General features: G+C 69.0%; 20 protein-coding genes and 1 pseudogene. 12 read left to right on the forward strand and 9 right to left on the reverse strand.

What is annotated here, in order from left to right; genetic code table 11:
* Window positions 1–23: 23 nt before the first annotated feature.
* Window positions 24–524, reverse strand: coding sequence for a helix-turn-helix transcriptional regulator (locus ACN9MM_RS25285; protein ID WP_426365899.1), 501 nt, complete (start codon window positions 522–524; stop codon window positions 24–26).
* Between the two features lie 121 nt (window positions 525–645).
* Here ACN9MM_RS25285 and ACN9MM_RS25290 point away from each other — a divergent pair, with 121 nt between their 5' ends.
* The 4 genes from ACN9MM_RS25290 (at window position 646) to ACN9MM_RS25305 (ending at window position 5227) form a co-directional block, all read left to right on the forward strand.
* Complete coding sequence (locus tag ACN9MM_RS25290; RefSeq protein WP_385422922.1) at window positions 646–840, forward strand: helix-turn-helix transcriptional regulator; 195 nt, start codon at window positions 646–648, stop codon at window positions 838–840.
* A 634-nt stretch (window positions 841–1474) separates the two neighbouring features.
* Complete coding sequence (locus ACN9MM_RS25295) at window positions 1475–2650, forward strand: DUF3631 domain-containing protein (RefSeq protein WP_426368823.1); 1176 nt, start codon at window positions 1475–1477, stop codon at window positions 2648–2650.
* Window positions 2651–2964: 314 nt separating this feature from the next.
* Entirely contained in the window at window positions 2965–3540 is a 576-nt protein-coding gene (locus tag ACN9MM_RS25300) for a hypothetical protein (protein ID WP_426368824.1), read from the forward strand.
* The gene (locus ACN9MM_RS25305) at window positions 3530–5227 is read left to right on the forward strand and encodes a relaxase/mobilization nuclease domain-containing protein (RefSeq protein ID WP_426365900.1); all 1698 of its coding nucleotides are present in this window, start codon (window positions 3530–3532) and stop codon (window positions 5225–5227) included. The genes ACN9MM_RS25300 and ACN9MM_RS25305 overlap by 11 nt, the downstream gene beginning before the upstream one ends.
* A gap of 167 nt (window positions 5228–5394) precedes the next feature.
* Here ACN9MM_RS25305 and ACN9MM_RS25310 read toward each other — a convergent pair whose 3' ends face one another.
* Window positions 5395–6093, reverse strand: a complete 699-nt coding sequence (locus ACN9MM_RS25310; RefSeq protein WP_426365901.1) for a hypothetical protein — start codon at window positions 6091–6093, stop codon at window positions 5395–5397.
* Window positions 6094–6273: 180 nt separating this feature from the next.
* Here ACN9MM_RS25310 and ACN9MM_RS25315 point away from each other — a divergent pair, with 180 nt between their 5' ends.
* Window positions 6274–6777, forward strand: coding sequence for a DUF2716 domain-containing protein (locus ACN9MM_RS25315; RefSeq protein ID WP_426365903.1), 504 nt, complete (start codon window positions 6274–6276; stop codon window positions 6775–6777).
* A 91-nt stretch (window positions 6778–6868) separates the two neighbouring features.
* Here the strand turns inward: ACN9MM_RS25315 and ACN9MM_RS25320 are convergent, their stop codons facing one another.
* The 4 genes and pseudogenes from ACN9MM_RS25320 to ACN9MM_RS25335 all read right to left on the reverse strand — a co-directional run bounded on the left by ACN9MM_RS25320 (window position 6869) and on the right by ACN9MM_RS25335 (window position 9770).
* Window positions 6869–7414, reverse strand: coding sequence for an HAD domain-containing protein (locus ACN9MM_RS25320; protein ID WP_426365904.1), 546 nt, complete (start codon window positions 7412–7414; stop codon window positions 6869–6871).
* Between the two features lie 35 nt (window positions 7415–7449).
* A pseudogene (locus ACN9MM_RS25325) lies at window positions 7450–7986 on the reverse strand (class I SAM-dependent methyltransferase); the annotation flags it as partial.
* A gap of 41 nt (window positions 7987–8027) precedes the next feature.
* Window positions 8028–8939 carry a phosphotransferase family protein gene (locus tag ACN9MM_RS25330; RefSeq protein WP_426365905.1) on the reverse strand — a complete coding sequence of 304 codons (912 nt, stop codon included), beginning with the start codon at window positions 8937–8939 and terminating at the stop codon, window positions 8028–8030.
* Between the two features lie 81 nt (window positions 8940–9020).
* Window positions 9021–9770: a hypothetical protein gene (locus tag ACN9MM_RS25335; RefSeq protein WP_426365906.1), complete on the reverse strand. Its 750-nt coding sequence runs from the start codon at window positions 9768–9770 to the stop codon at window positions 9021–9023.
* A 223-nt stretch (window positions 9771–9993) separates the two neighbouring features.
* On the opposite strand from ACN9MM_RS25335, the gene ACN9MM_RS25340 reads away from it, so the two are divergent.
* Together ACN9MM_RS25340 and ACN9MM_RS25345 are read left to right on the forward strand one after the other, a co-directional pair.
* Complete coding sequence (locus ACN9MM_RS25340; RefSeq protein WP_426365907.1) at window positions 9994–11349, forward strand: tetratricopeptide repeat protein; 1356 nt, start codon at window positions 9994–9996, stop codon at window positions 11347–11349.
* A gap of 1 nt (window position 11350) precedes the next feature.
* On the forward strand, window positions 11351–11881 hold the full coding sequence (locus ACN9MM_RS25345; RefSeq protein ID WP_426365908.1) for an NUDIX domain-containing protein: 531 nt from the start codon (window positions 11351–11353) through the stop codon (window positions 11879–11881).
* Between the two features lie 135 nt (window positions 11882–12016).
* On the opposite strand, the gene ACN9MM_RS25350 is transcribed toward ACN9MM_RS25345, so the two are convergent.
* Window positions 12017–12763: a hypothetical protein gene (locus tag ACN9MM_RS25350; RefSeq protein WP_234020378.1), complete on the reverse strand. Its 747-nt coding sequence runs from the start codon at window positions 12761–12763 to the stop codon at window positions 12017–12019.
* A 44-nt stretch (window positions 12764–12807) separates the two neighbouring features.
* The gene (locus ACN9MM_RS25355; RefSeq protein WP_426368825.1) at window positions 12808–14211 is read right to left on the reverse strand and encodes an AAA family ATPase; all 1404 of its coding nucleotides are present in this window, start codon (window positions 14209–14211) and stop codon (window positions 12808–12810) included.
* Between the two features lie 161 nt (window positions 14212–14372).
* Between ACN9MM_RS25355 and ACN9MM_RS25360 the strand changes: the two genes are divergently transcribed.
* From ACN9MM_RS25360 to ACN9MM_RS25380, 5 genes are all read left to right on the forward strand, one after another.
* Window positions 14373–17264, forward strand: a complete 2892-nt coding sequence (locus ACN9MM_RS25360) for a DEAD/DEAH box helicase family protein (RefSeq protein WP_426365909.1) — start codon at window positions 14373–14375, stop codon at window positions 17262–17264.
* Complete coding sequence (locus ACN9MM_RS25365) at window positions 17261–18820, forward strand: restriction endonuclease subunit S (protein WP_426365910.1); 1560 nt, start codon at window positions 17261–17263, stop codon at window positions 18818–18820. Before ACN9MM_RS25360 ends, ACN9MM_RS25365 begins: the two co-directional genes overlap by 4 nt.
* Entirely contained in the window at window positions 18817–20400 is a 1584-nt protein-coding gene (locus tag ACN9MM_RS25370) for an N-6 DNA methylase (RefSeq protein ID WP_426365911.1), read from the forward strand. Before ACN9MM_RS25365 ends, ACN9MM_RS25370 begins: the two co-directional genes overlap by 4 nt.
* A 453-nt stretch (window positions 20401–20853) precedes the next feature.
* Window positions 20854–23499 (forward strand): BTAD domain-containing putative transcriptional regulator, encoded by a 2646-nt coding sequence (locus ACN9MM_RS25375; protein WP_426365912.1) that lies wholly within the window; start codon window positions 20854–20856, stop codon window positions 23497–23499.
* Window positions 23500–23628: 129 nt separating this feature from the next.
* The gene (locus ACN9MM_RS25380) at window positions 23629–24396 is read left to right on the forward strand and encodes a DUF4232 domain-containing protein (RefSeq protein ID WP_426365913.1); all 768 of its coding nucleotides are present in this window, start codon (window positions 23629–23631) and stop codon (window positions 24394–24396) included.
* Window positions 24397–24439: 43 nt separating this feature from the next.
* Here ACN9MM_RS25380 and ACN9MM_RS25385 read toward each other — a convergent pair whose 3' ends face one another.
* Complete coding sequence (locus ACN9MM_RS25385; RefSeq protein ID WP_426365914.1) at window positions 24440–25564, reverse strand: threonine synthase; 1125 nt, start codon at window positions 25562–25564, stop codon at window positions 24440–24442.
* Window positions 25565–25702: the final 138 nt, after the last annotated feature.

The following is a 25702-nucleotide window of genomic DNA, read 5'->3' on the forward strand; positions in this document are numbered from 1 at the left end:
TGGCCACTCCTTCGTGTCGGTTGTCAGTAGTGGCCGCCGTCCGCGATGTCGTTGCTGAGCGTGCGAGCGTCGCGCTCGTCGCCCATGAGGCGGAGGCATTGCTCGTGGATCGCCCGCGAGCTGTCGGGATGGGCCTTGATGTGGTCGGCGATGGCGACCACGGCGTGATGGAGGCGGTCGCGCGCGTCGCGGGTCTCGTAGAACGCCTCGACGGCCTCTTGGACGAGCCGCCGGCTGGCGATGTCGAGCCCTTCCAGAGGCGGTGACATGAGCTCTTCGAGAGGGAGCTCGAAGACGCGGGAGAAGGCGAGAGCCTCGTCGAGGTTGATGCGCCGACGGGGGGTGCCGTTCTCGATACGCCAGACCGCCGTCTGGTTCATCTTGACGCCGGCTCTGGTCACCCGCTCGGCCAGCTCAGTCGTGCTCCACCCTCTGACCTCGCGCTCCAGCGCCACGCGCGCGGCCACGTTCCCCTCGCTGTAGAGCAGCGGCACCTCGCCGCCCTCGGGCCTGTCGCCTGCCATCGAACCTCCATCGCCACCGTCGCTATCCCAATTGAAACATGAGCTTCCCGATTTGGTTAACCGGCGATCCCGGGGTACAACTCTATGCAGATCGAATCGCCACCTAGCCGAATGGGAATGCATGCGATACCTGACCACCACCGAGGTCGCCGAGCGCTACCGCACAGCCGAGAGCACCGTCCGCTACTGGCGCCACATCGGGAAGGGGCCGCGCGGCATCAAGGTCGGCAAGCGGGTGCTCTACCCCGAGGCCGAGCTGCTGCGCTACGAGCGCACCCTGATCGACGGCCAGGAGGAATGGGGCTTGGCCTCGTGAGCCGCCAGCAGGCCCAGGCACAGCAACGGCCCCCGGCGCGCCAACGCCGAGGGCCGGAGATTCCCCTGCACGTCGCCCATCCCTGAACGAACGAACCGGTGAGAGGCGGGACCTTGCCCGTCCCGTCCCTCACCTGAGAGGAACGTCGATGGAGGACTCTACGTCCCCCTCCACCTCGAACACATCCCACAAGGTCATCTGGCCTGCCACTGCGGTCCCCGGCCAGGGCATCCCGTGGCACCGTCCGGACCGGGCGGACGGCCGGCCCGCCTCTCCGCGGACCGGTGACCGACCGGACCGTGCCGCTGGTCCGGTCGGTCCGGAACCGGACCGGCCCGCGACCGAAACCCGGACCGGAGATCCGGTCAATCCGGACCAGGAACCCGGACCGACGGAGAACGCCCAGCTCAGCGGCCTGACCGACCGGACCGGGAACCCGGACCATGGAGCCGGTCCGGAAGCCGGGGACCGGGCGGAGAGTTCCGGTCAGTCGGCAGACGAACCCGGACCGACGGTCCGGGTTGACCACGGTCACCACGGTGCTCCGGGGACGGTCCCCGAACCCGGACCGGGAACTGGGGACCGCGAGCGCGCCAGCCTCACGGCGGACCGGGACCAGGACGGGACCGCCGTACTGGACGAGCTGCGCGCCGCGATCGGCCGGTACGTCGTGCTGCCGAGCGAGGAGGCCCTGACCGCGGCCACCCTGTGGGTGGCGGCCTCCCACATCCAGCCCGCCCTCCAGCACGCGCCGCGCCTGGCGGTGGTGGGACCGACCAAGGGCTGCGGCAAGTCCCGTGTCCTGGACGTGCTCCACGAGACCGTGTCCCGGCCGATGATGACGGTAAACACCTCGCCGGCGGTGGTCTTCCGGATCATCGGCGAGGACCCGCCGACGCTCCTGGTCGACGAGGCCGACACCATTTTCGGCCCCAAGGCCGGCGACAAGGAGGACCTGCGTGGCCTGCTGAACGCCGGACACCAGCGCAACCGCCCCGCCTGGCGGATCTCCGGCCCGGAACACAAGCCGACCGCGTTCCCGACCTTCGCCATGGCCGCGCTGGCAGGCATCGGCGACCTGCCGGACACGATCATGGACCGCGCCGTCGTGCTCCGCATGCAGAAGCGCAAGCCCGGCGAGAAGGTCGCTCCTTTCCGCTCCCGGCACTCCGTCCCGGAACTGAACGCGCTGCGCGACAGGCTGGCCGCATGGCTGACTCCACTGCGCGGGGCAGCGCACCGGCTGGTGCCACCGATGCCGGTCGAAGACCGGGCCGCGGACACCTGGGAGCCCCTGGTGATCGTCGCCGACCTGGCCGGCGGACACTGGCCCGCCCAGGCCCGCGCCGCCTGCCTGGCGATGACCCGGAACGAGGTGGTTCAGGACGAGCAGACGACGCTGAAGACCCGGCTGCTGCGCGACATCCGCCGCGTGTTCGAGCAACAGGGCAACACGGAGGCGCTGCGCAGCCACGACCTGCTCGCCGCCCTCCTCCAGGACGCCGAGGCACCGTGGGCCGAGTACGGAACGAAGGGCCTGAACGCCTACCACCTGGCCAACCTGCTGCGCGACTTCGGCATCAGCCCGGCCAACCACCGCTTCGAGAACGGCAGGCAGGCCAAGGCATACGCCCGCAACCAGTTCCTCGACGCCTGGGCCCGCTACTGCCCAGACCCCGCCCCACCGGCCCCTGCAGCCGGCGACGCCGTGCTCGCACGTCGAGCCCAGCGCAAGCCACCGGCCCCTCCGTCCGGGACGCTGCCCATCGGCCCGCCCGGCGGGCCTGCCGGCCCCAGGCCCACGCGCTGACACCAGCTCCGTATCAATCCGTCGCATCCGTCCCCGTGCAGGTCAGCGCGGGGACGGAGTTCCTCGCCGATACGGATCACTCCGTACCTGCGGCCGCCTCCGTACCTGTCCTGACCAGCTACGGGACGGATGCAACGGACGTGACGAAGCCCCACCCACACGACCACCGGAGCGTCACCATGCCCGAAACGAGCACCGACAACGCCCCCACCCGCCGCCGCAAGGGGTTCTTCGGCCTGACCCGCCGATCAGCAGCAAGCTGGAGCGAACGAGCCTCTAACGAGGCTTCGTCCGCGCTTGCCCCCGCCCCAGGGGTGGCGGAGGAGAAGGCCGAGCGCCAGGGGGCGCCCGAGCCGGAAGAGGGCACAGCCGAGACCAGCTGCCCGCCCGCACCCGAGTCCGTCGCCCCGAGCACTCAGCCGCCGACCGACATCTCGCTGCCTGCCGAGCGGCCCTCCTGGCGGGATCTCGACGCCCCCGTCCTGCCCGCGCTGATGAACCGCAAGCGCACCGTGGAGAAGCGCGACCAGGAGAAGACCATCCGCTTCACCCGGACCGCTGTGAGCGTGATCAGCGCCGCCGCTCACCAGCGCGGTCAGAAGTTCGCCGGATTCGTCGGAGACGCCGCCCTCGCCGTGGCCCTCGGCAAGGCGGGACTGGTCGGCAGCCCGGAGGACGATCCCATCCGCCCGCTAGTCGAGGCCGTCGAGGCACACACAGTCGCGCTGAACCGCATCGGCGGCAACCTCAACCAGATCACCGCAGCCATCCACCGAGGAACAGTGCCCGAGCGTGCCGAGGCGGTGCTGGACCGCGTCGAGCAAGCAGCAGAGAACAGCTACCGACTGATCGACCAGCTCCTGACGGAAGGCACCGCGCATGGTTCCTGACGTCTCCACCGGCTCCGACACCCGCGGACTGATCGCCTACCTTTTCGGCCCCGGCCGCCGCGACGAACACACCGACCCCCATATCGTCGCCGCCTGGGACATGGCCGGCGCACCCGACCCCGGCCGCGACCCCAAGGCCACCTACACCCACCTCGCCAAGCGCCTCGACCACCACGTCGACCTGCGCACCCGCGAACTGGGCGGCAAGAAACCACCCCGGCACGTCTGGCACTGCCCGGTCCGCACCGCGCCCGGCGACCGCTACCTCACCGACGCCGAGTGGGCCGAGGTCGCCCGCCGCATAGTGCACGCCGCCGGCATCGCCCCCGAAGGTGACGACAAGGCATGCCGGTGGATCGCCGTGCGCCACGCCGACGACCACATCCACCTCATGGCCACCACCGTCCGCGCCGACGGGCGCCGCCCGCGCACCCACCGCGACGGACAGCGGGCCCAAGCCGAGTGCCGCAAGATCGAGGCCGAGTTCGGCCTGCGCCGCCTGAAGTCCGGCGACCTCACCGCGCCCCGCACCGCCACCGGCGCCGAACGCGCCAAGGCCGAGCGCCAGGGCCAGACGGTCACGGCACGGCACTGGCTCCGCGAGCAGGCGTACGCGGTCGCCGCCGCCGTACAAACCGAAGCCGACTACTTCACCGTGCTGCAGTCCCTCGGCATCAAGGTCAAGACACGCATCGGCCCCGAGACAGGCGACGTGATCGGCTACAGCCTCGCCGCCCCCGGCGACACCAACGCAGCCGGCGAACCCGTCTGGTACGGCGGCTCGAAACTCGCCCCCGACCTCTCCATCAACCGCCTACGCGAACGCCTCCTCGACCAGAAGCTGGCCGACCGCCCCCGGTACCTGGCAGACCCCGCCGCCCCATGGCGCCACACCACCACCGCCATACACGCAGCCCACACCGTCCTCGGCTCCGGTGACGATGCAGCCGCCCAGGGCCACCTGGCTGCCTTCGGCGATGCCCTCTACAACATCGCCAGCGCCACGACCGGCCCTCACCGGGCGGAACTGCGGGCGGCGGCGATGGCGTTCAACCGCGCCCGCCGCTCCGCCACCCGTGCCGACCACCAGGCCGCCACCGCTCTGCGCAAGGCCGCCAAGGAACTTGCCTATGCCTCCAGCGAGCCGGGCGGACTCGCCGTCGCCCTGCTCTTCGCCACCGTGCACCTGGCCCGCGCCGCCGCCAAGTGGCATGAGCAGCGCGGCCACGAACAGCAGGCCGCTGCGGCCGAGGAAGCCTTCCGCCACCTCCAGGCGGGCTACCAGCAGGCCGCCGCACCCGCCCTGGCGGACCTGGCCCGCCGCGCACCACGAGCCGCAACCGCCCGCCGTTACGAGCAGGACATTCGTGCGGTCCTCCCCGACCACGCCGACCGGATCCTCGCCGACCCCACTTGGACCGCCCTGACCACCACCCTCGCCCGGGCGGAGACCGCCAGCCACAATCCCCGACGTCTCCTGGCGGAGGTGGGCGTCCAGCGGGAACTCGACAGCGCCGAGGGCCCCGCCGAGGTCCTCAACTGGCGCATCACCGCTCAGCCGAACCGGCGGACGCAAGCGGCTCGCAGCCGAAGCACCACCAGCGGAACGTCGCCCACGTCCGCCACGCCACACCCTCCGGCCACACCAGTGGCCATGAGGCCCGAAGAGCGCAGTCGGCACCGCTGACCCCGGTTTCTCCCAGTCAGATTCCCGACGAAGGGATTGGCAGGCGAAGGCCGGCGCAGCCCCCTGGTGCGACACGTTCCCCGAGGGAACATCGGAAGGGTTCCCTCGGGGGAAGCCCAACCCTGAGGAGACGGGGCTTTCCGTTCAGTTCCGGATGGCGTACCGGATCAGATGGAGCGCTGAGCGGTTGCCTGAAGGTGCTCATAGAGGAAGGGGTCGTCGAGACGTGTGTCGATGACGCGATCGCGCACTTCGGTGAGGAGCCAGCCCAACAGCTCGGCAGTGGCGTCGTACTCATCGTAGAAGCCCATGCGCAAGTCGGTGATCTCGAACTCGAACATCACGTCGTTAACGAGGTCTGCCAAGTGCGCGTCGGCGGCTGGCGTATTGGTCATGGTCCATGCGTTCAGCCAAGGACGCAGGCTGTTGGTGGCCACGGTGATGAGGCTGAGGGAATCCCTGACGGGCACGGGGCTGGGGTGGGTATGCAGCGTGCTCTGCCACCAAGCGGACCAGACGTCCCGTAGGGCCTCGGCCAAGGGCAAGTCCCAGGTAGTCCAGCTGGCCTGAACCAGGCGGGAGGCGATGAGCTCCTCGTCGACGTGGAGCTGGCCGGTGACGAGTGGGCGAATGATGCGCGGGACGAGGCGGCGATAGAGACGAGGGAAGTCCCCCCAATGATCAGGCACCTCTGCGGCAACCGAGGAGACCAGGTCGTCGGCTATGAGGTGCAGTGGCCCGGAGAGCTCGGCGAAGTCTTGCTCGACGTAGCAGTACGTGCACCCTGTGACGAGGAAGGGATCTTCTGAGGCGAAGGCGCGGTCCAGGGCATCGAGAGCTGTCGTGAGTTGCTCAGAGCAAGACATGAAGACCTGCCGGGGGACTCCGTCCGGGCGACCGGCGAAGATCGCAGGCTATCAGGCCGTGCCCCACCTCTCACGCAATGCCTTGATGGTCCGAGTGGAGGGGGCCGAGGGTCCGTGAAGGACCTATCTCCGATCCTCACACGGGCGAATCGATAGGATCGGGCCATGATGGAGAGTCCCGTGGTCGAGCTGCTTGAGGCCGAGTATCGACGCGTTTGGGACCGCTTCTACGACGAGTTCAAGTTTCAGCCGAGTACGAGCTCTTCCAAGTGGCCAGCCATCAAGGAGCCCGTCGCATCGGTTACCTGGAGCCTTGCCGCGCTTGACGACGACCCTGAATACGAGCGTTTGGACCGCCTGGTCGAGGTGGTCGAGCAGGGGCTGACTTCCTGCATTGGCCCGAGCGGAACGCTGCTCGCGCTCGACTGGCAGCACACGTCGTATCGCTTCGCACCGCAGGGCGTCGGTGACCCTGGGCAGCCGGCATGGCCTTTGAGTCCGTACCCCGACGGGGATTACTACATCTACCTCTCGGAAGACTTCCGTATAGGCAGTTTTGGGCACCCCTGGGAAGAGTCCCTCTGTCTGTTCGGTCAGGAACTCCTCGACGCCGCATCCGCGGAGGTAGAGAAGCTTCTCGGCCAGCCGATCCGTAGGTCCGGCAGGGCAGTCGGCACTGCCTGAGTTGGATCCCGACTCCCAAGACACCCAGGCAGCCAGACCCAACAACGCACCCTGATGCCCTCGCTGCCCGTGTCAGCGAGGGCATCAGTCGTTAGGCGGCTCGGACTGTGGGTAACTGCGCGACCCACTTCGTCACCTCGGTCAGGTGCTCGGGCTGCAGCCCGAGGTGCGGGTCAGGCTGAACGAGGAGGGTCGCCGTTCCCTTCTCGGTGCGCTCGGCCGCCCAGGCATGGTCGAGGCCGGTGAAGTCGTCGTCGATCCAGACGGCGGGGGCGTCGTCCAGCCAGGCGTCGACGTGGTCGCGCTTCCAGAGGTAGCCGTTGGGGTGGCTGGTGGTGATCTGGGGGCGCGGCAGGTCGACGTACGGCAGGTCCGGGAGGCCCAGAAGCGGGCCGATGAGGGTGGTGGCGTCCTGCCGCCAGCTGGTGCACCAGACGGGGGTGACCAGGCCGGTACGGATCACGTCCATGAGCAGGCGGCCGTGGTCGGGGTGGAGCCAGACAGTGACCGGGTTGTCGGCGCTCCGGCCGTTGGGGACGACGTCGTGGCTGGCGTGAGTGGCCGGGATCGAACCATCCACGTCGGGGAAGGGTATGAGGACGCCGTCGATGTCGAGGAGCAGGTAGGGCGGGCGCATCCGTTCCTCCAAGGGAAGCCGGGGCGAATGGCTGGTCAGAGCTTGCGGGCGCGGATCAGCAGGGTGGTGGGCCAGTGGCCCATGCGGGGGTCGTGGAACTCCTGGGCCGAGGTGAGCCAGAAGCCGGCCTGGCTGAGGTGCTTCTCCCAGCGGTCCGTGGAGAACTCCCAGCGGGCGATGGGGAGCCGGGAGCGGTCGGGAAGGGTGACGTAGTCGCGGCGAGGTCGGTCGTCACCCGAGGGGCTTCGGCCGCCGCGCAGCGGGTGGGGGACGGAGAAGGCGAGCACCCGGCCCGGCGTGAGGCGTTGGGCGATGGCCGGGAGCAGCAGCTCGGGGGCTGCGAGACCGACGGCGCCGAAGACGGAGTAGATCGCGTCGAACTGCTCGTCGGAGGCGTGCAGGTAGTGCAGGGCGTGGCCGGCGACGAAGGCGAGATTGTTCAGCCGTCCGTAGTGGGAGCGGGCGCGGCGGACCTGGAGGCCGACCAGGTCGACGCCGGTGACGTGGGCGCCGTGGCGGGTGGCGAGGTGGGCGGCGTTGTGGCCGGGGCCGCAGCCGAGTTCCAGGAGTCGCTAGGGCGTGGGCGTGCCAGGGGGATGCCTGGGCGAGCACGTCAGATCTCCAGGAGGTGGAGGACGTCGGTGAGGTGGCGGCGGACGGCCTTGATGTAGGCGGGGTCGGTGGCCGGGTCGTTGATCCAGCGGATGGCCTGCTCCATGAACCACTCGACGGCCCACATGCGGTGCCAGCCCAGGGCCCAGTTCTCGGCGGTGAGCCCGCCGCGCGGGGCGAGGGCGTCGGGGGTGCCGCCGGCGGTGACGTACTGCTCCAGGAAGACGCGCAGGCGGACGGAGTGTGGGGGCTCGATGGTTCCGTGCCAGCTGGCGAGGTCGAGCAGGCCGGGGCCGGTGAAGGCGCGGGCGAAGTCGAGCAGCCGCCAGCCGTGCTCGCCGATGTGGAGGCTGGTGGGGTGGAACTCGGAGTGCACCCATCCGAACGGTTCCAGCGTCGCTCCGGCCGAGCGGGCCTCTGCGGCCTGGGCGATACGGTCGAGCGCGTCCTCGACGCCGTCGGCGTCCTGCCACCGATCGGCCTTGCGCAGCCGTTCGAGATGCTCCAGCGCCCGGGTCGGCAGCGTCCGCAGCCGGCCCTGGTCGAGTACGGGCAAGGGCGGAGCCGTACGGGCGCCGTGCAGGACCACGGCCGCGGCGACGCCGTCAAGGTCGTCGGCCTCGCGGACGGACGGTCCGAGGTCCTCCATGAGCATGCCGAGCCAGCCGTCCAGGACGGCGGAGGCGTGGACCTGGGGGACAGGAACACCGAAGGTGTGGGCCAGCCGGAGGGCCTGGTCCTCGCTGTCGAAGGGCTTCTTGGCGTACTTGAAGATGGCCGTGGTGTCGTTGGGGAAAGTGACGCGCTCGACGCCGGACATGGACCACACGCGTACCTCCTCCCGTACGGCGGTGGTTCGGCCGGCCACGGTGAGCAGGTTGTCGAGGAGTTCGGCGCTGGGGTTCGTGGTCACGTGAGGGCTCCGGGGAGGGGTGGTGGCGTCCGGGGCGGGCGAGGGATGCCGGCCCGCCCCGGAGCCTGATCGGGTGGTGGGTTACGCGGCGGGGTTCACGCGGTGGGCGTAGACCTGCTCGATCCAGCCCGCCTTGAACGCGGCGAGGTCGTCACGGAAGTTCGCCATCGAGGCACCGTAGGGCGCGACCACGCCGCCGGACTGGTCCGGCACGGACTGGCAGCCGTGCACGAGCCGGCCGCCGAGGGCGGCGTGGGCCTTGATGGATTCGATCCGGCGGTGCTCGTTGAACCAGCCGCCGTGGTAGACCTCGTCGAGCATCCCTCCCGTCTTGTCGTCCAGGTCGAAGACGACGGAGGTGGCGGCGGGGAAGAACCAGCACGGGCCGACGTTGGAGATATGACCGTCCAGCTCGACCTTATTGAGCGCCATGAGCGTGGCCGCCTCGCGGAGCATCCGCAGGTGGTCGGGGGTGATCTGCGGGAGGCTGAGGCCGGCCAGGTGCTCGTCGCGGAAGAGGTAGGCGTACACCTCGTACGCGGTGGCCAGGACGCGGGCCGCGTCGGAGGTGGACTCGCTGTGCTGCTTGATGAAGTCGAGCGCGAGCTGCTCGACCGTGCTCTCGGTCGTCTCGTCCACGTCCAGGAGCTGGGACTTGACCAGCTCCCAGTCGGCGACGAGCCAGGTGTTCGACTCGAAGCGGAAGAAGTACTGGGCCGGGTCGATGGTGATGCGTCGGCCGTCGACCTGGATGCCGGGCAGGCGGCTCCAGCGCGGGTCGAACGCCTCGGGCAGCTCGACCGTGATGGCCGTGGTGTTGATGGTGGTCACCGTGTCTCCGTCTCTGATTGGCCGGGTTCGGGCACAGGAATGCCCGAGCCTGGTGTGGGCGTACGGAACTTCGGGGTGCCGCCCGGACCAAGGGGGAGCCTGGATCACGGTCGCGCCGTTCCGGGCGGCTGCTGATAAGTGAACCGGTGGTCACGCTCAGTGGGTACGGTGGAAGGCAGTTGAAGCGGTATACGCGGTTTACAGCTCCAGGGCGGAGGCAGTCGTGGCGGCGCAGCGAGAACCCAACTTCCCTCTGCGCGACGTCATCGGCGCGGCCGGCTGCACCTACGAGGCTCTTGCCAGAGACGTGCGGCGCATCGCCGCCGAGAACGGCGAGATCCTCCAGACCAACAAGTCGGCCGTCTCGCACTGGGTGAACGGCACCCGTGCCCCTTCGGGCCGGGTAGGCCAGTACCTGGCCGAGGCGCTGTCCCGACGAGCGGGGCGCACGATCACCCAGACCGAGATCGGCCTCCAGTCCAGCGATGACGAAGCGCCAGCGGAAGCCGACCCCGTCCTCGCAGTCACCGACCTGGGTCGTGCCGACGTCGAGCGCCGCCGCTTCCTCGCCATCGCGGCCTTCACCACCGCCGGCGTCGCCATGCCGCTCGGATACGACCACGAAGCCACCGCCCGCATGCTCCGCGCTCGCACCGGCACGTCCTTGGTCGGTGCGGAGGACGTGGACGTCGTACGCCAGATCACCGCGGCCTTCAGCGCCGCCGACGAGCGCCTCGGCGGCGGGCACGGCCTGACCACCGTCACCGCGTACCTCGCCGACACAGCCGCCCCCATGCTGCGCGGACGCTTTCCCAGCGAAGCGTTACGCCGGGCCGCCTTCGGTGCCGTCGCTGAACTCGCCTACCTCGCAGGGTGGAAGCACCACGACCTCGGCCAGGAAGGTGCCGCCCAGCGCTACTACCAGGTCGGCTACAAGCTCGCCTGCGAAGCCGACCCCCACGGCCACGCCGCCTGGATGATGCGCGCCCTCGCCCACCAGGCCCTCAGCCTCAAACAGCCCCACCACTGCGTCGACCTCGTCGAAGGCGCCCTCCGCACGGGTCTCGGACACGTCGACGGCCAGACCGAGGCTCTCCTCCACATCACCCACGCCCGCGCCTACGCCGCCACCGACGAGAACCCGTCGGCCGCACGCGCCCTGCTCGCCGCCGAGGACGCCCTCCTACGGGACGACGGCCCCCAGCCCAGCTACTCCCACGTGAGCGGCCCCGCCGCCGGCACCGTGGCCAGCCACACCGCCCGCACCTTGACCGATCTCGCCGACCACATCGGCACCGAACAGCAGCACCGCGACGCCCTCACCCGCTGGGACCCCGAGAAGTACAAGCGCGTCCACGCCCTCACCCACGCCGACCTCGGCGACAGCCTCGCCGCACAGGCCCGCGCCGACGAAGCCGTCGCCGCCTGGACCCAGGCCCTCGCCCTCATGGAGGGCATGACCTCCGACCGCGCCCGCAAGGCGATCACCTCGATCCGCTCCACCCTCGCGCTCTACCAGCGGCGCAAGGTGCCCGGCGCCGCCGATCTCGCCCGCCGCGCCCGCGAAGCCCTCGCCTAACATGCCCAACAACCCGCCCGACGAAGGGAACACCGTGGCCCAGCAGACCAACGCCCAGCCGAAGGCCCTTAAGCCGGCCCTGGAATCCATGACCCTGCTGGTCGCCGCCGTGATCGTCCACGACAAGGCCACCAACCGCGTCGTCCTCCTCCAGCGCAGCGAAAACGCAAAGTTCGCCCAGGGCATGTGGGACCTCCCCGTCGGCAAGAGTGAACCTGGCGAGCCGATCACCGAGACCGCCGTCCGCGAGCTCTACGAGGAGACCGGCCTCACGGTGAAGCCCGAGTCCCTCAAGGTCGCCCACATCATCCACGGCGCCTGGGGCGTCGAAGCCCCCAACGGCTTCCTCACGGTCGTCTTCGCCGCCCACGAATGGACCGGCGAACCCGAAAACCGCGAACCCCGCAAGCACTCCCAGGTCCGGTGGGTTGACGCCGACGCCATCCCCGAAACCTTCGTCGACACCACCGCGAGTGCTCTACACCAGTACTTGGCGGGAAGTTCTCAGGTTTCGCTCGACGGATGGAATTAGTTGCGCACCCTACCTGCGTGACTATGCGGCGTCCGGCGGAGGCCAAGCGCACCAGTTGTCGTGCGCCTCCCACGACATGGTCGAACGCTATGTGCGGCGAGGCAACGTAAGGGCTGATCTCCGGGGATGGCTGTGTCAGGTCGCCTCTGCCGTCGTTGGCTGCAGAGGGAACTGGATCAGCGTCGCCGCACGCAGTTCCTCATTCCGCAAGAGGGAGAGAATCTCGGGTGGCTCATCGCTCATGACCAAGGCTGCTCCCGGGAGCACAGCTTGGCGCAACATCGCCTGCCACACATCGGCGAAGGGCTGCCCCTTTAGTACGTCCAGGGCATCGCGCTGGGCCTCCGCGTCTCCCTGTTGCCAGGCCCGGCCCCAGTCCCTCACTACAGACCTAATGTTCAGCCGGGCAATCTTCCGGCCAGCGACCAAGCGTCGCTCAGGGAGGTTGAGGGCGAGCACGTTGATAGTCGTCCGCCCCCTGTCCGTCTCACCGCGGTACTTGCCTTCCCTGAGGTTCAGCAGCAAGTGGTCGAACGGGTCGTCCCGGGTCGGGTCGATCAGCAGGGGCTCGCCGGTCTCCTCGTCACACTCCCACCAGTGCCGCTTGTACGTGCTGTTACACGGGCCACACGCCAAAAGGTGGTTGGGCCAGAAGAAGGTCTTGAGCGCGTCGTGCTCCCGTGGTTCGAAGTGCTCGATATCGGTCGCGGTAAAACCACCGCAGTACATGCAGCAGCCGAGGACTCCCGGAGCCATTTTGAGGAGTACTTCGCGCAGCCCCCTCTTGACGTCGGCCTCTTCGTTCCACAGGTTATCCGCGTATTTCTTGCGCAGGCCACTTGCTGTGTCCCTTAGCCCGATCCTTTCCGTGAGTACCGCCATGCGTGCCGTCACGGCCTCGGGCAGCGATAGACGTTGGATTGGGATCACGCGTCGCGCTCCCGGGACAGCCGGTATCGTTCCATCACTTCATCTACACGGGCCACGGGTGAACTGGACAGGCGATCGCGCAGGCGCAGGTATTCCTCGGTCTTTACGGCGTCGGCCCGCCCAAGCAGGACGTCGTACTCCAACTCGGCCAATCTGCTTCGCAGTTCACGTGCCTCGTCGGAATACGGCGAGTCCAGGCCGAACAAGTCCGATAGTGCTGCGTCGTCCCCTGTCCCAAAAACGATCCGCCCGTACAGCTCTCCGTCTACCACCTGTGGCGGTTTTTGCTCCCCCGAGCCCGGCAGCCGGATCAGCCCGCCTGGGTCTGCTGCCTGGCAGATGTACGGGCTGTGGGTGGTGACGATGAACTGGATCGCTGGGAAGTGCGTCGTGAGCCACTGGCCGATGTTCTTTTGCCAGGTCATGTGCAAGTGCGCGTCGATCTCATCGATGAGCACCACGCCCGGGTGCGGCAGTACGATCCTGCCGCCGACGTGTTCCTCGAAGCCGAGGTCCCCGTACGCTGCGTGCATCTGCCTGACGATGTCCAGGACTAGAGCGATAACGGTCCGCTGACCATCGCTCATCCGCCGCAGCTCGGTCCGGGCGCCCTCCGGGCCGCTGTCACCCTGCCGCCGAAGCCACATCCCCTCCGAGTCCACATCCTCGATGTAGTAGCGATCCGGCAGCAGCCCGTCATTGAGTAGCCGAAGCACCCAGGCTTTCAGCTGACCGATTCCGGGGCGCTCCTCCAAGGTGCGCAGGTGGAGGGAGAGCAGCCAATCGAAGGCTTCAGTTAGGGCCGACTGCTCCTCGAAGAGGGTGCGGAGCGCGGCGGCCCGGTCAAGCTGCTGCGGAGTGCGCTCGTAGAGGCCGGTGCCGGTGAGGCGTCGGAAGGGGCCATACGCGGCGCAGAACCAGCCGGGCGGCGGGGCCGAGGACCACAGTGCGGAGGCGAGGGGCCGGGGGGCCGAGAAGACCACCTCGGTGGGTGGCTCATAGTCCTCGATGAGTTCGTCGAAGAGGCTGGCGTCCTGCTCGGGCCGCCAGTCGAGCCGTGCCTCCACTAGCCCGTTCCCGTCCTGAGCCATAGTGTCGGCGGACCGGTTCGCGACGACCTTGGCCACGGCGGAACCGCGGGTGGCACCGTGCGTCAGGTACCCCTCGAGCTCCGGTTCCAGCTGGTGTGCCCGGCGCTCACCGGTCAGCGTGAGCGCGATCATGCGCAGCAGTGTGGTCTTGCCCGAGCCGTTCCGCCCGGCCATCACCGTCCAGCCGGCATAGCCGCCGGCTGGACGGGTGAAATCGAGGTCGCAGGCGCGAGGCCCGTGGAAACCACGCACCCCGTCCACTCTGAGCCCCGCCACGTACACCGGCTTGTCCCTCCCTCGGCGTGACATCACGTACGCCGTGTGTGATGTCGCCCACTTTACGGACCGTCGGTGATAACGGCAGTCCCGGCTTGATCTTCGCGTACGGTCCCGGGCCGCGTACACCGGCTGCTGTAATCGGTGTACGGACGACTGACTGGTCCGGAGAGGGACGTACTGGGGGAGGGACCATGAGCGGCGCCGCACCGGAGTGGGCCAGGACGGTAGAAACAGCTCTGGCCGCCTCGGGCTGGCGGGTCTACGGGCCCAGCGAACGTGAGCTAGGTGTCGCCCATGAGGCGGTGCGTTCCCCGGTCTCGCCCACTCTGGTCCTCTTCACGCTATACGTGCAGGGTCGGCTCTGCGGGATCGTTGCTGCCGGTCCCGCGCAGGAAGAGGAGCAGGATCTGCTTGATGCTGCTGCCGAACAGGCCGCCAGAATCGCGGGCCGGCACGCCGACCGGGCTTGGCGGGGCAACCACCCCCTGCCGTTCCAGTACGCCACCAACGGCGCCACCTGGAGATTCCGCAACCTTCTGGACGCCGAATATCTAGACGGCGCCTCCGCCTCTGACAGCCCTGAGGGCGGTGCTCGCAGCCGCCGCGTCATTGCCCCGCACCAGCCCGCCACGATGGAACGCTGGATGCGTGAGGCTGAGCGGATGCCGACCGCGCCGACTTTCCGCGCCCGCCTGCGGAAGCTCCCGACCGTGCGCCTCGACTACAAGCGGCTGAGGTCCGCGCAGTACAAGGCCATCAAGGCGTTGGAGAAGTCGCTCGCCGGCGGCAACCAGCGGGCGCTGATCCAGATGGCGACTGGTGCGGGTAAGACCTACACCGTCGTGCAGAGCAGCTACCGCCTGCTGCGACACGCGGGCGCCCGACGGGTGCTGTTCCTGGTGGACCGCAACAACCTGGGCAAACAGGCGTACAACGAGTACCGGGACTTCGTTCCGCTGGGGGCCAAGACGCCCCTGCACGAGCAGATGCCGCTGCGCTTGTTTAGCAAGGGCGCGGTCGCGGACTCAGACAAGATCGTGATCTCGACGATCCAGCGGTTGTGGTGCAAGCTCTCGGGGATCCCCGTGCCAGCCGACGACGACGACACCTTCGAGACGGAACGGGCCGACCGCCTTGCGGGCAGCGTGGCGTCTGTGGGCTACTGTCCCGACCTGCCGCCCGACTTCTTCGATGTGATCATTGTTGACGAGTGCCACCGGTCCATTTATGGGCGGTGGCGCCCGGTCCTGGAGTACTTCGACGCCCATGTGATCGGTCTCACCGCGACGCCGATCCACCAGACCTTCGCTTTCTTCGACAACAACTTGGTCAGCCAGTACACGTACGAACAGGCTGTCGCCGATGGTGTCAATGTCGACTACGACATCTACAAGATCGGAACACGGATCACCGAGCAGGGATCGGTGATACCCGCATTGAGCACGGAGGTCCATCCGGACGGCACCGTCCAGCAGGTCAACTCCGTCATCGCCAAGGTCCACAAGCTGACCCGTGCCGAGCACTGGCAGAGCGTGGAGGCGGACGACACCTACGCCCGCACCGAGGTCAATCAGCGGGTACGTTCCACGGACCAGATCCGTTTGGTCGTGGAGACCTTCCGCGACAACCTCTTCACCGAGATCTTCCCGCCGACCGTCGATCAGGAAACCGGCGAGGTTCAGAGCCGGGAGATTGTCCCCAAGACCCTCTTCTTCGCCCAGAACGACCTGCACGCCGACGCGATCGTGGAGGCCGTACGCACTGCTTTCGGCGGAGCTGGGGATGGTTTCTGCCGGAAGATCACCAGCCAGGCTTCCCTCCCTGATAAGGCGCTGTCCGATTTTCGCAACAAGCGCGACCTGCGCATTGCTGTGACCGTCGACATGATCGCCACGGGTACGGACATTCCAGCCTTGGAGTGCCTGGTCTTCATGCGGGACATCCAGACTTGGTCCTACTTCGAGCAGATGAAGGGGCGCGGGGCCCGCACCGTCAAGGACCTCGATCTGGTGAAGGTCACAGCGGACGCTGTCCACAAGGACCGGTTTGTGATCGTCGACGCGGTGGGCGTCACTGAGCACCCGAAGACGGATGCCCGCCCGCTGGTGCGGGATGACGCCGAACCTGTTCCGAGCCTGGAGCGGCTCCTGCGAGCCTGTGAGAAGGGCGAACTGCTCCACCCAGACGACATCGCCACCCTCGCCGGCCGCCTCAGCCGCCTCGGACGCCGCCTCGATGAGCGGGGCCGGGCAGCTATTGAGGAGTACCTGGAGGCCGACCAGACCTACGAGGGACTTGTCCGCTCATTGGTCCGGGCCGCAGACGCCGAGAAGCCAGCCTTTGTACGGGCCGAGAGCTCGGCTCCGGAAGAGGACGTGGAGATCACCGATGCGGTGGGCTTGCTGGCCGCGAGCGAGGAGCTGCGCGCCGCGCTCGTCAGAGCCGCTCAGGACAGCTGGCTGCTCATCGACCACCTCAGCCAGGACCAGCTCCTTGAGGCGCGCGGGCTGCGCAACGAGGAGGAAGCCCGCAGGGTCGTCGACGACTGGCGGGCGTACATGGCCGAGCATGAGGACGACATGCTGGCCCTCAGGATCGCCTTCCAGGAGCGGCGACCGCCCCGCGAGGTGCTCCGTGAGCTCAAGGCACTGATCGGTAAGGTCCGGGCGACCCGGCGGGAATGGACCGAAGCCAAGCTCTGGAAAGCGTACGTGGACCTGGAGATCGCCCGGGGTGCCGCGAGGCGGAACGCGGGATTGGTCGAGTTCCTGTCCGTTATGCGGTACGAGCTCAGGCTCGACGGGAATGAGTTTCGGCCATATCGCAGTATTGTTGAGGGTCGCCTTGCGGGGTGGCTCGCCCGCCAGGAGACGGCTGGCGTTGCTTTCGACGACCGACAGCGGGCATGGCTACGGCAGGTTGTGAACGTGGTGGCGGCCAATGCCACGCTGACGGTGGCCTCGCTGGACGAGGGCCGGCGAGCGGCGGCCGGAGGCTACGGAGACTTCGTGGATGCCTTCAGGGATGGCCGGTGGAAGCCGGGCGAGCTGGTGGATGAGTTGGACAGGGAACTGGGTGCGTGAGCGCAGGCAAGGTTGAGAACGGCAGCGGAGTCGGAAGATCACGGTTGCCGGATGGCTGGGCGTGGGCGACGCTGGACGACCTGGCCGAGGTTGCCGGAGGTGTCACAAAAGACGCCAAGCGGCAGAGCGACCCCTCCCTCCCTGGGGTCCCCTACTTGCGCGTGGCGAACGTCCAACGAATGAAGCTCGACCTCGGCGAGGTGGCGACGATTCGGGTTCCGGCCGATGCCGTCGAGCGGTACCGACTGCAACCAGGCGATGTCCTCATGACCGAGGGCGGCGACCGGGACAAGCTCGGCCGGGGGTGGGTCTGGGAGGGACAGATCGACACCTGTATTCATCAGAACCACGTATTCCGGGCTCGTATCACCGGCTCCGCTATCGAGCCTAAGTTGCTGGCTCTCTACCTCAACTCTGTCGCGCGCCCATGGCTCGAAGCCAACGCCAAGCAGAGCGTGAATCTGGCATCGATCAGCATCTCCAAGATCAAGCAATTGCCGGTTGCTGTCCCCCCAATCGCCGAACAACAGCGCATTGCCGTCGTCCTCGACGCCCACTTGGCCCGGCTCGACGCAATCGAGGCCAAACTGAGTGCCGCGCTCGAGCACCTTGATGCTCTACAGAACTCCACTATGGCAGCGGCCGCCACCGGCCTCATCGACCCCAAAGCGGTACCTGCATCATCGCCTACTTCCCCAGATGCTGATCTTGACAGCGGTGCACTTCCCGAGCTTGCTAAAGGGTGGAGGTGGTCCCGACTGTCCGATATAGCAGAGGTCGTCGGCGGGGTGACTAAAGACTCGAAGCGTCAGGCGGACGAGGCGCTTCCCGAAGTGCCTTACCTGCGTGTCGCCAACGCCCAGCGGGCACGCCTCGACTTGTCCCAAGTCACCAAGATCAGAGTTCCGGCGAAGACACTGTCCAAGCTGCGCCTGGAGAGCGGTGATCTACTCCTGACTGAAGGAGGCGACCGGGACAAACTCGGCCGCGGGTGGATCTGGGAGGATCAGATCGAGGATTGCATTCACCAGAACCACCTCTTTCGAGCCCGTATTCAGCATGCAATCACTCAACCCAAACTGCTTGCCTGGTATACCAATTCAGCGGCTCGCGGTTGGTTCGAATCGCATGCCAAACAGAGCGTCAACCTCGCCTCGATCAGCATGTCCAAGGTGCGGAATCTTCCCGTGCCGATTCCTCCGCAAGCTGAGCAGCTCGAAGCGGTGGCCGCAGGCGAGCGATCACTGGGGCACCTCACAGTCCTGGCGGAACTCACACGACAGGCTGTCGCGCACACCGCCACCCTGCGCCGCGTGCTCCTCGCTGATGCCTTCTCCGGTTGTCTAGTTCCCCAGGACCCGGCCGACGAGCCAGCCGAGGATCTGCTCAAGCGGATCCGCGTCGAGCGTGAGATCGCTGAGGCCGAGCGGAAGGCGGCACGCAAGGCGGCCCGGTCTCGCGCGAAGGCCGCCGCTCCCGTGTCTGCCGCAAGGAGAGACGACACCACCCTCGCCGACGGCGAGCAGACCACCCTCCCTCTGGAGTTCAACTCGTGAACCAGGAAGCCCGCCGGCTCGTAGACCGCCTGTGGAATTACTGCAACGTCCTGCGGGACGATGGCGTCTCCGCTTCCAACTATCTGGAGCAGCTCAGCCTGCTGGTCTTCCTGAAGATGGCCGATGAGACCGAGCAGCTCAACGCTTACCGGCCGCCGGCCGATCGCGAGCACATGCTGCCTACTGCTCCCGCGTGGCGAGGTCGTGGCTGGCCTGAGCTGATTGACCTCGAAGGCGACCCGCTGGAGGAGGCGTACAGCAAGCTCCTCGCGGACCTCGGCCGCCGAAGTGACCAGAACGACCACACCACCCTCAGTTTGATCTTCAATCGGGCCCGTAATCACATCGAGAATCCAGCCCACCTCCGTCGACTGATTGTCGATCTCATCGACAAGGAGAAGTGGCGCAACGCCCGTTCCGATATCAATGGCGCAGCGTACGAAGCTCTCATCGCCCGAAGCGCGTCGGACACCAAGGCTGGAGCAGGTCAGTACTTCACTCCGCGTGTGCTGATCGAGTCCATCGTGCGGTGTATGCGCCCGACGCCGTACGACACGATCACCGACCCGGCCTGCGGCACCGGCGGCTTCCTGATCTCTGCCTATGAATACATCACGCGGGAATACGGAGACGACCTTCCGGACCACGACCTCCACCACCTCCGTACGGAGGCGATCTGGGGTCACGAAATCGTGCCTGCGACCGCACGCCTCGCCGCGATGAACTGCCTCCTGCACTCACTCGGTGACCCAACCGGGAAGCCGATCATCGAGGTCGGTGACGCTTTGGCCAAGCCTCCCGAGCGGCATGCAAGCGTGGTCCTGGCGAACCCGCCCTTCGGCCGCAGGTCGGGCATCAACGTGTCTGGCAAGGAAGCCGACGCAGAGGCGGATGACCGCGACAACGTCACGTACAACCGTCCGGACTTCTGGGTGGGCGAACAGACGACGACCAACAAGCAGCTGAACTTCCTCCAGCACATCGGAACCCAGCTAACTGACAAAGGCCGGGCAGCCGTGATCGTTCCCGACGGTGTCCTGTACGAGGGGGGTGCCGGCAGTGTGGGTGATCTGGTCCGCCGAGAACTGCTCACCAGCTACAACCTGCATACCATGCTGCGTCTGCCAGAGAATATCTTCTACGCGGGCGGTGTGAAGGCCCACGTTCTCTTCTTCGAAGCAGTCCCTGGACACCGCGCGGACGACGACCCGCCGCATACCACCTACGTGTGGACGTACGACCTCCGTACGGGCAGCCGCTTCACCCTCAAGAAGAACCCCATGAAGCCCGAGCATCTGGCCGATTTCGAGAAGCAGGCTTTCGACCCTTCGGACCCGGATCGCAAGCACCGTGAGGAGTCCGACCGATTCCGCCGCCACAACGCCGCTGAGCTCCTCGCCCAGAACCAGGTGAACCTGGACATCGCCCGCCTCAGCCCTGAAGCCTCGGCAGCCAAAGAGCCCACGAAGTCTATTGACGTACTGACTCGGTCCGTGGTCGGAGACCTCCGCTCAGCCCTGGCCGAGATTGAAGCCTTCGCTCAGGAGCTCGGCGTGGACCTCACCACGCTGTCGGAGTGACTTGAAGCACGAGGCCCCTCACAGCCTGCGCTGCACCTCGTCTGGTGTGTGAGCAGCCTGCTGTGACGAACGGAGAGCAGGACCTCTGGCCACTTCCGGCCTAGTGTGGCGACGAAGAGGTTGCGGCGGAGCTGCGCAGGCACCTCGACTCCGCGGAGATCCCGTAGGCCAGTCCGCAGCCAGTCCGCAGGACACCCGTAAACGGCCGTCGGGAGCCAACGCAGGCCAACCAGAAAATCCCAGGTCAGAGCCCTGCGCGGGGCTCCGCCGCAGGTCAGGATCAGCCCGCAGGCATTCCGCTTCAACGTCTGACGTCCGGGAGTGACGCGCAGGGCCGGGCCTCGGGGTCCGGCCCTGTTCGTTCGGGGTGCGGGATCGCCCGGCGGGTGACCTGCTACTCCCAAGTATCCTCGATTCCTCGGAATGGGGGAGAGGGATCGCGGAGGTATTCAGGTGGAGTTCCGGCTGCTCGGCTCCGTTGCGCTCGTGACGGAGGACAGGGACGTAGCCTTGGGGCCCGCCAAGCGGTCCAGTCTGCTCGCCATGCTCCTGTTGCGGCCCAACAGTGCGGTGAACGTCGGCCAGTTGATCGACGCGCTGTGGGAGGAGGAGCCGCCCACGCACGCCAAGACCGTGCTCCAGGGGCACGTCTCGCGGCTGCGGGCGCTGCTCGCCGAGCACGGGGCCGAGGCGTACGGCGTCGAGCTCGCCACCCAGGGAACGGCGTACGTGCTGCGGATGCCGGAGTCCCTCGTGGACGCCCACCGCTTCGAGGAGCTCGTCGGGCTCGCCGGGGTGCAGCGGCAGCCCGCCGACGCGGTGCGGATGCTGCGCGAGGCGCTGTCGTACTGGCAGGGGCCCGCGCTCACCGGGACCGTGCACAGCAGGCCTCTGGAGGCCGCCGCCGGGGGCCTCGAGGAGATGCGCCTCGCGTCGGTGGAGGCGCTGGCGGAGGCGTACGGGCAGCTCGGCGAGCACGGCAGGGCCGCCGCCGTCCTGCGTACCGAGGCCGTCGCCCACCCGCTGCGCGAGTCCCTGGCCGCCGCGCTGATGCTGGCGCTGGCCCGCTCGGGCCGTCAGTCCGACGCGATCGACTGGTACCACCGGACGCGGCGGCTGCTCGCCGAGGAGCTGGGCGTCGACCCCGGCGAGACCCTCAGCGAGGCGTACGCGACGCTGCTGCGCGCCGCCGAGCCCGTCTCCGTGCCCCGGCCCGCCGTCGAGGTCAAGGCCCCGGCGCCCGAGGGCCTGCCGCGGGCTCCGGGCGGCTTCACCGGGCGCGGCGCCGAACTGGCCGCGCTCGACCGCGCCGTCCGCGCCGGGGACGGGCCCGTGTGTCTCGTGACCGGGCCCGCCGGCGTCGGCAAGACCGCGTTCGCCGTCCACTGGGCCTACGAGCGGCGGGCCGACTTCCCCGACGGGCGTCTCTTCGCCGACCTGCGCGGCTTCAGCGACACCGCGGAGCCCGAGACCGCCGCCGTCCTGCGGGAGTTCCTGCTCGCCCTCGGCGTCCCGCCGCAGCGGATCCCGGAGACCGTCGACGCGCGGGGGGCGCTGTACCGCTCCCTCACGGGCGGGCGCCGACTGCTCGTCGTCCTCGACAACGCCCGCTCCTCCGAGCAGATCCGCCCGCTGCTGCCCGGCGGCGCCCCCTGCACCACCCTCGTCACAAGCCGCGACCGGCTCGGCGGCCTCATCGCCTCCGACGCCGCCCGCCCCGTACCGCTCGGACACCTCCAGCCCGCCGCCTCGGCGGCCCTGCTCTCCACCGTCCTCGGCCAGGACCGGGTCGCCGCCGAACCGGCCGCCGCCACCCGCCTCGCCCGGCTCTGCGACGGCCTGCCGCTCGCCCTGCGGGTCACGGCGGCCCGCCTGGCCGAGCGGCCGCAGTGGACGCTCGACGCGATGGTCGGCGAACTCGCCGACGAGCAGGGCAGGCTGGCGCTGCTCGACGTGGAGGACCGGGGCGTCTCCGCCGCGCTGCGCCTCACCGTGCAGCAGCTGCCCGAGTCGGCCGCCCGGATGTTCCGCGCGCTCGGCCTGCACACCGGCTCGGACCTGGACCGGTTCGCCGCGGGGGCGCTCGCCGGGACGACGCCCGGGCAGGCCTCCGCCGACCTGGACCGGCTCGCCGCCGCGCACCTGCTCACCGAGTCCGTCCCCGGCCGCTGGACGCCGCACGACCTGGTGCGCCTCTACGCCCGCCACCTCGCCCCGCTGGCCGACCCCGAGGGCCTGCCGCGGCTCCTCGACCACTACCTGTACACGGGCCTGGCGGCCGACGCCGCCGCGGAGCCCGGCTCGCAGCCCTGCTACGGGCTGCCCGCCGACGCCCGGCGGCCCGCCTCGACGCGGGAGTTCGAGGACCGTACGGCGGCGCTCGACTGGTACGTGGCCGAGCGGCCCGCCCTGGAGGGCGCGGTCGCCGCCGCGGCCGCCCTCGGCATGCACGACCGTGCCTGGCGGCTCGCGCTCGTGCAGTGGCCGCTGATGCTCATGCGGATCGGGGACGGCTGGACACCGCTCCTGGAGGCCGGTCTCGCCTCGGCCGAGGCCGTCGGCGACCTCGACGCGCAGTCGCGGACGTGTGCCCTGCTCGGCTGGATCCTGCACGAGGAGGGGCGCGACGAGGAGGCGCTGGTCCACCTGGAGAAGGCGCCCGGTCTGGCGGCCCGCGCCGGTGACGCGATCAGTGAGGCGATCGCCTACGTCAACCATGCCGCCGTCCTGGACGCGACCGGGGAGCACGAGCGGGCGGGGCTGCTCATGCTGCACGCCGTCTCGCTCGCCGACCGCACCGGCCACCCCTCCACCCAGGTGCTGACCCTCCAGCACCTCGCGGGCCACTGCCTGAAGGCGGAGGAGTACGAGGCGGCGCTCGCCCACACCCTTCGCGCCGGGGAACTGGTCGCGCCCGACGCGGTGGTCATCCGGGCCTCGCTGCAGATCACCCTGGGTGAGGCACTGGCCGGTATCGGCCGTCTCGACGAGGCCGCCGACCAGCTGAAACGTGCGATCGTCGCGGCCGACGCGGCCGGTTTCACCGAGGGTTCGGCGCGGGCGGCGGCGCGTCTCTCGCGGCTGTCAGCGGATCGTTAGCGGTACGTAAGCGGGACGGCAGCGCGGGCCGGGAAGCTGAACACGGCACCGAGGAGAACACGACGGTGCCGCGAGGCACGCGCACCGAGCGAGTGCGTCGACCGACCGCGTCAACGGGGGAGAACCACCATGCGCAACCACCGCAAGCACACCGTCCTGGCCGCCGCCGCCATCGCCGCCCTCTCGCTGGGCCTCACCGCCTGTGGCGGCGGGGACGCCGCCGCGGGAGCGAAGGACGCGGGCAGCGCGAGCGCCGCCCAGTCCGCCACCGCCACGGGCGGCAGCGGCACGGCCGGCGGCGGTACGGCGGACCAGACGGCCGCGACGAGCGGCTCGGGTTCCGCGGGCGGCTCGGCCACCGGCGGCTCCACGGCCGGCGGTTCCACCGGCTCCGGCAGCGGCTCCAAGAGCGGCGCCACCACCGCCGGCACGACCGGTTCCACCGGTGGGAAGAGCTCCGCCAAGGCCCCCGCCTGCGCCTACGGCGACATCAAGGTCACGGCGGCGAAGGCGGACGAGGTCCCGACCGAGCACATCGTCCTCACCGCCACCAACACCTCCGGCCGCTCGTGCACCCTGCTCGAGTACCCGCTCATCGCCTTCGGCCCGATCCAGACCGCCAAGGACATCCCGTCCGTCGCGAAGAGCAAGCCGGCCACGCTGGTCGTCCTGAAGGCCGGCGAGCCCGCCTACGCGAACGTCCGGATCGCGCTCGGCGGCGTCCACGAGGACAACAAGGTCGTGAAGCAGTTCAACGTGAACCTCTTCGCCCCCGAGGGCCCGGCCGAGGGCAGCATCGTCGTCCAGGCCCCCGCCGGCGGCCTGGCCGTCGACGAGGCCGCCGCGAAGACGGGCTACTGGACGCACGAGCTCCGCAACGGCGCCGACGAGTTCTGATCCGTACGACGGGGTGAACCCGGGGCCTCGCGCAGGCCGCCGCTCACGGGGCCAGGCCCGTCTTCGCGCCCGCTCCGCACAGCGGCACCACCGTGAGTCCGGGGCGGGGCGGGGCGGCGCTCACCGCCGCCCAGCAGGCCACCCCGGTCGCCTCCACGAAGAGGCCGCGGCCGGCCAGGTCCCGCTGGGCGGTGCGGATCTGGTCCTCCGTCACCGTCAGGAACGTGCCGCCCGTCGCGCGGACCGCCCGCAGGATCTGCCGGGCGCGGGGCGGGGCCGGGATCGCGATGCCCTCGGCGAGGGTGGGGCGCGCGGCGGCCGGTTCCAGCAAGTCCTCCGCGCCCGCGTGGAAGGCCTCGGCCAGCGGGGACACGGCCTCCGCCTGGACGGCGAGGATCGCGGGCCGGGCGCCGACGAGGCCGTGGCCGTACAGCTCCTCGACGGCGAGGGCGGCGCCGAGGAGCAGGGTGCCGTTGCCGACGGGGACGACGATCGTCTCCGGGAGGCGTCCGCCGAGCTCCTCCCACAGCTCGTACACGTAGGTCTTGGTGCCGTGCAGGAAGTACGGGTTGTACACGTGCGAGGCGTAGAACACGCCCGGCTCGTCGGCGGCCTCGCGCGCCGCCACGGCCGTCGCCTCGCGGTCGCCGGGGACCTCGACGACCCGGGCCCCGTGCGCCCGGATCTGCTCCAGCTTCTTCGGGGAGGTGCCCTCGGGGACGTACACGACGCAGTCGAGCCCGGCCCGCGCGCCGTACGCGGCGATCGCGGTGCCCGCGTTGCCGCTGCTGTCGGCGAGGACCGTGCGGGGCTCCAGCCGGCGGGCGTGCGCGGCGAGCATCACGGCGCCCCGGTCCTTGAAGGACAGGGTGGGCATGAGGAAGTCGAGTTTGGCCGAGACCGAGCCGGTGGCCGATTCGGTAAGGCGGACGAGCGGTGTGCGGCCCTCGCCGAGGCTCACCTCGGGCCCGTACGGGAGCGGAGGCAGCGCTTCCTCGTAACGCCACAGTGAATTCACACGTGAGGCGAGTGACGGGAGGGGAACCGGCGCGCTCGTGAACGCGAGGTCCCAGGGGCCGCGGCACTTCGGGCAGCACCAGGTGAGGGCGGATGCGGGGGACTGGATCCGGCAGTCGGGGCACTCGTAGACGGTCATGACGGGCAGCATGTCAGCCGTGTGGCACGGGTGTTGCGGAGCTGTGCGAGCCCTTGTGCGATTCCTATGGATCAGTCAATCTTTCGCTCGTCAGCCGGACTTCGGGACGGCGTGGACTTTCCGCGTCGTCTTGACATGTCCATGTCTCAA

The sequence above is a fragment of the Streptomyces sp. E-08 genome, assembly GCF_049913095.1.
GTDB lineage: Bacteria > Actinomycetota > Actinomycetes > Streptomycetales > Streptomycetaceae > Streptomyces.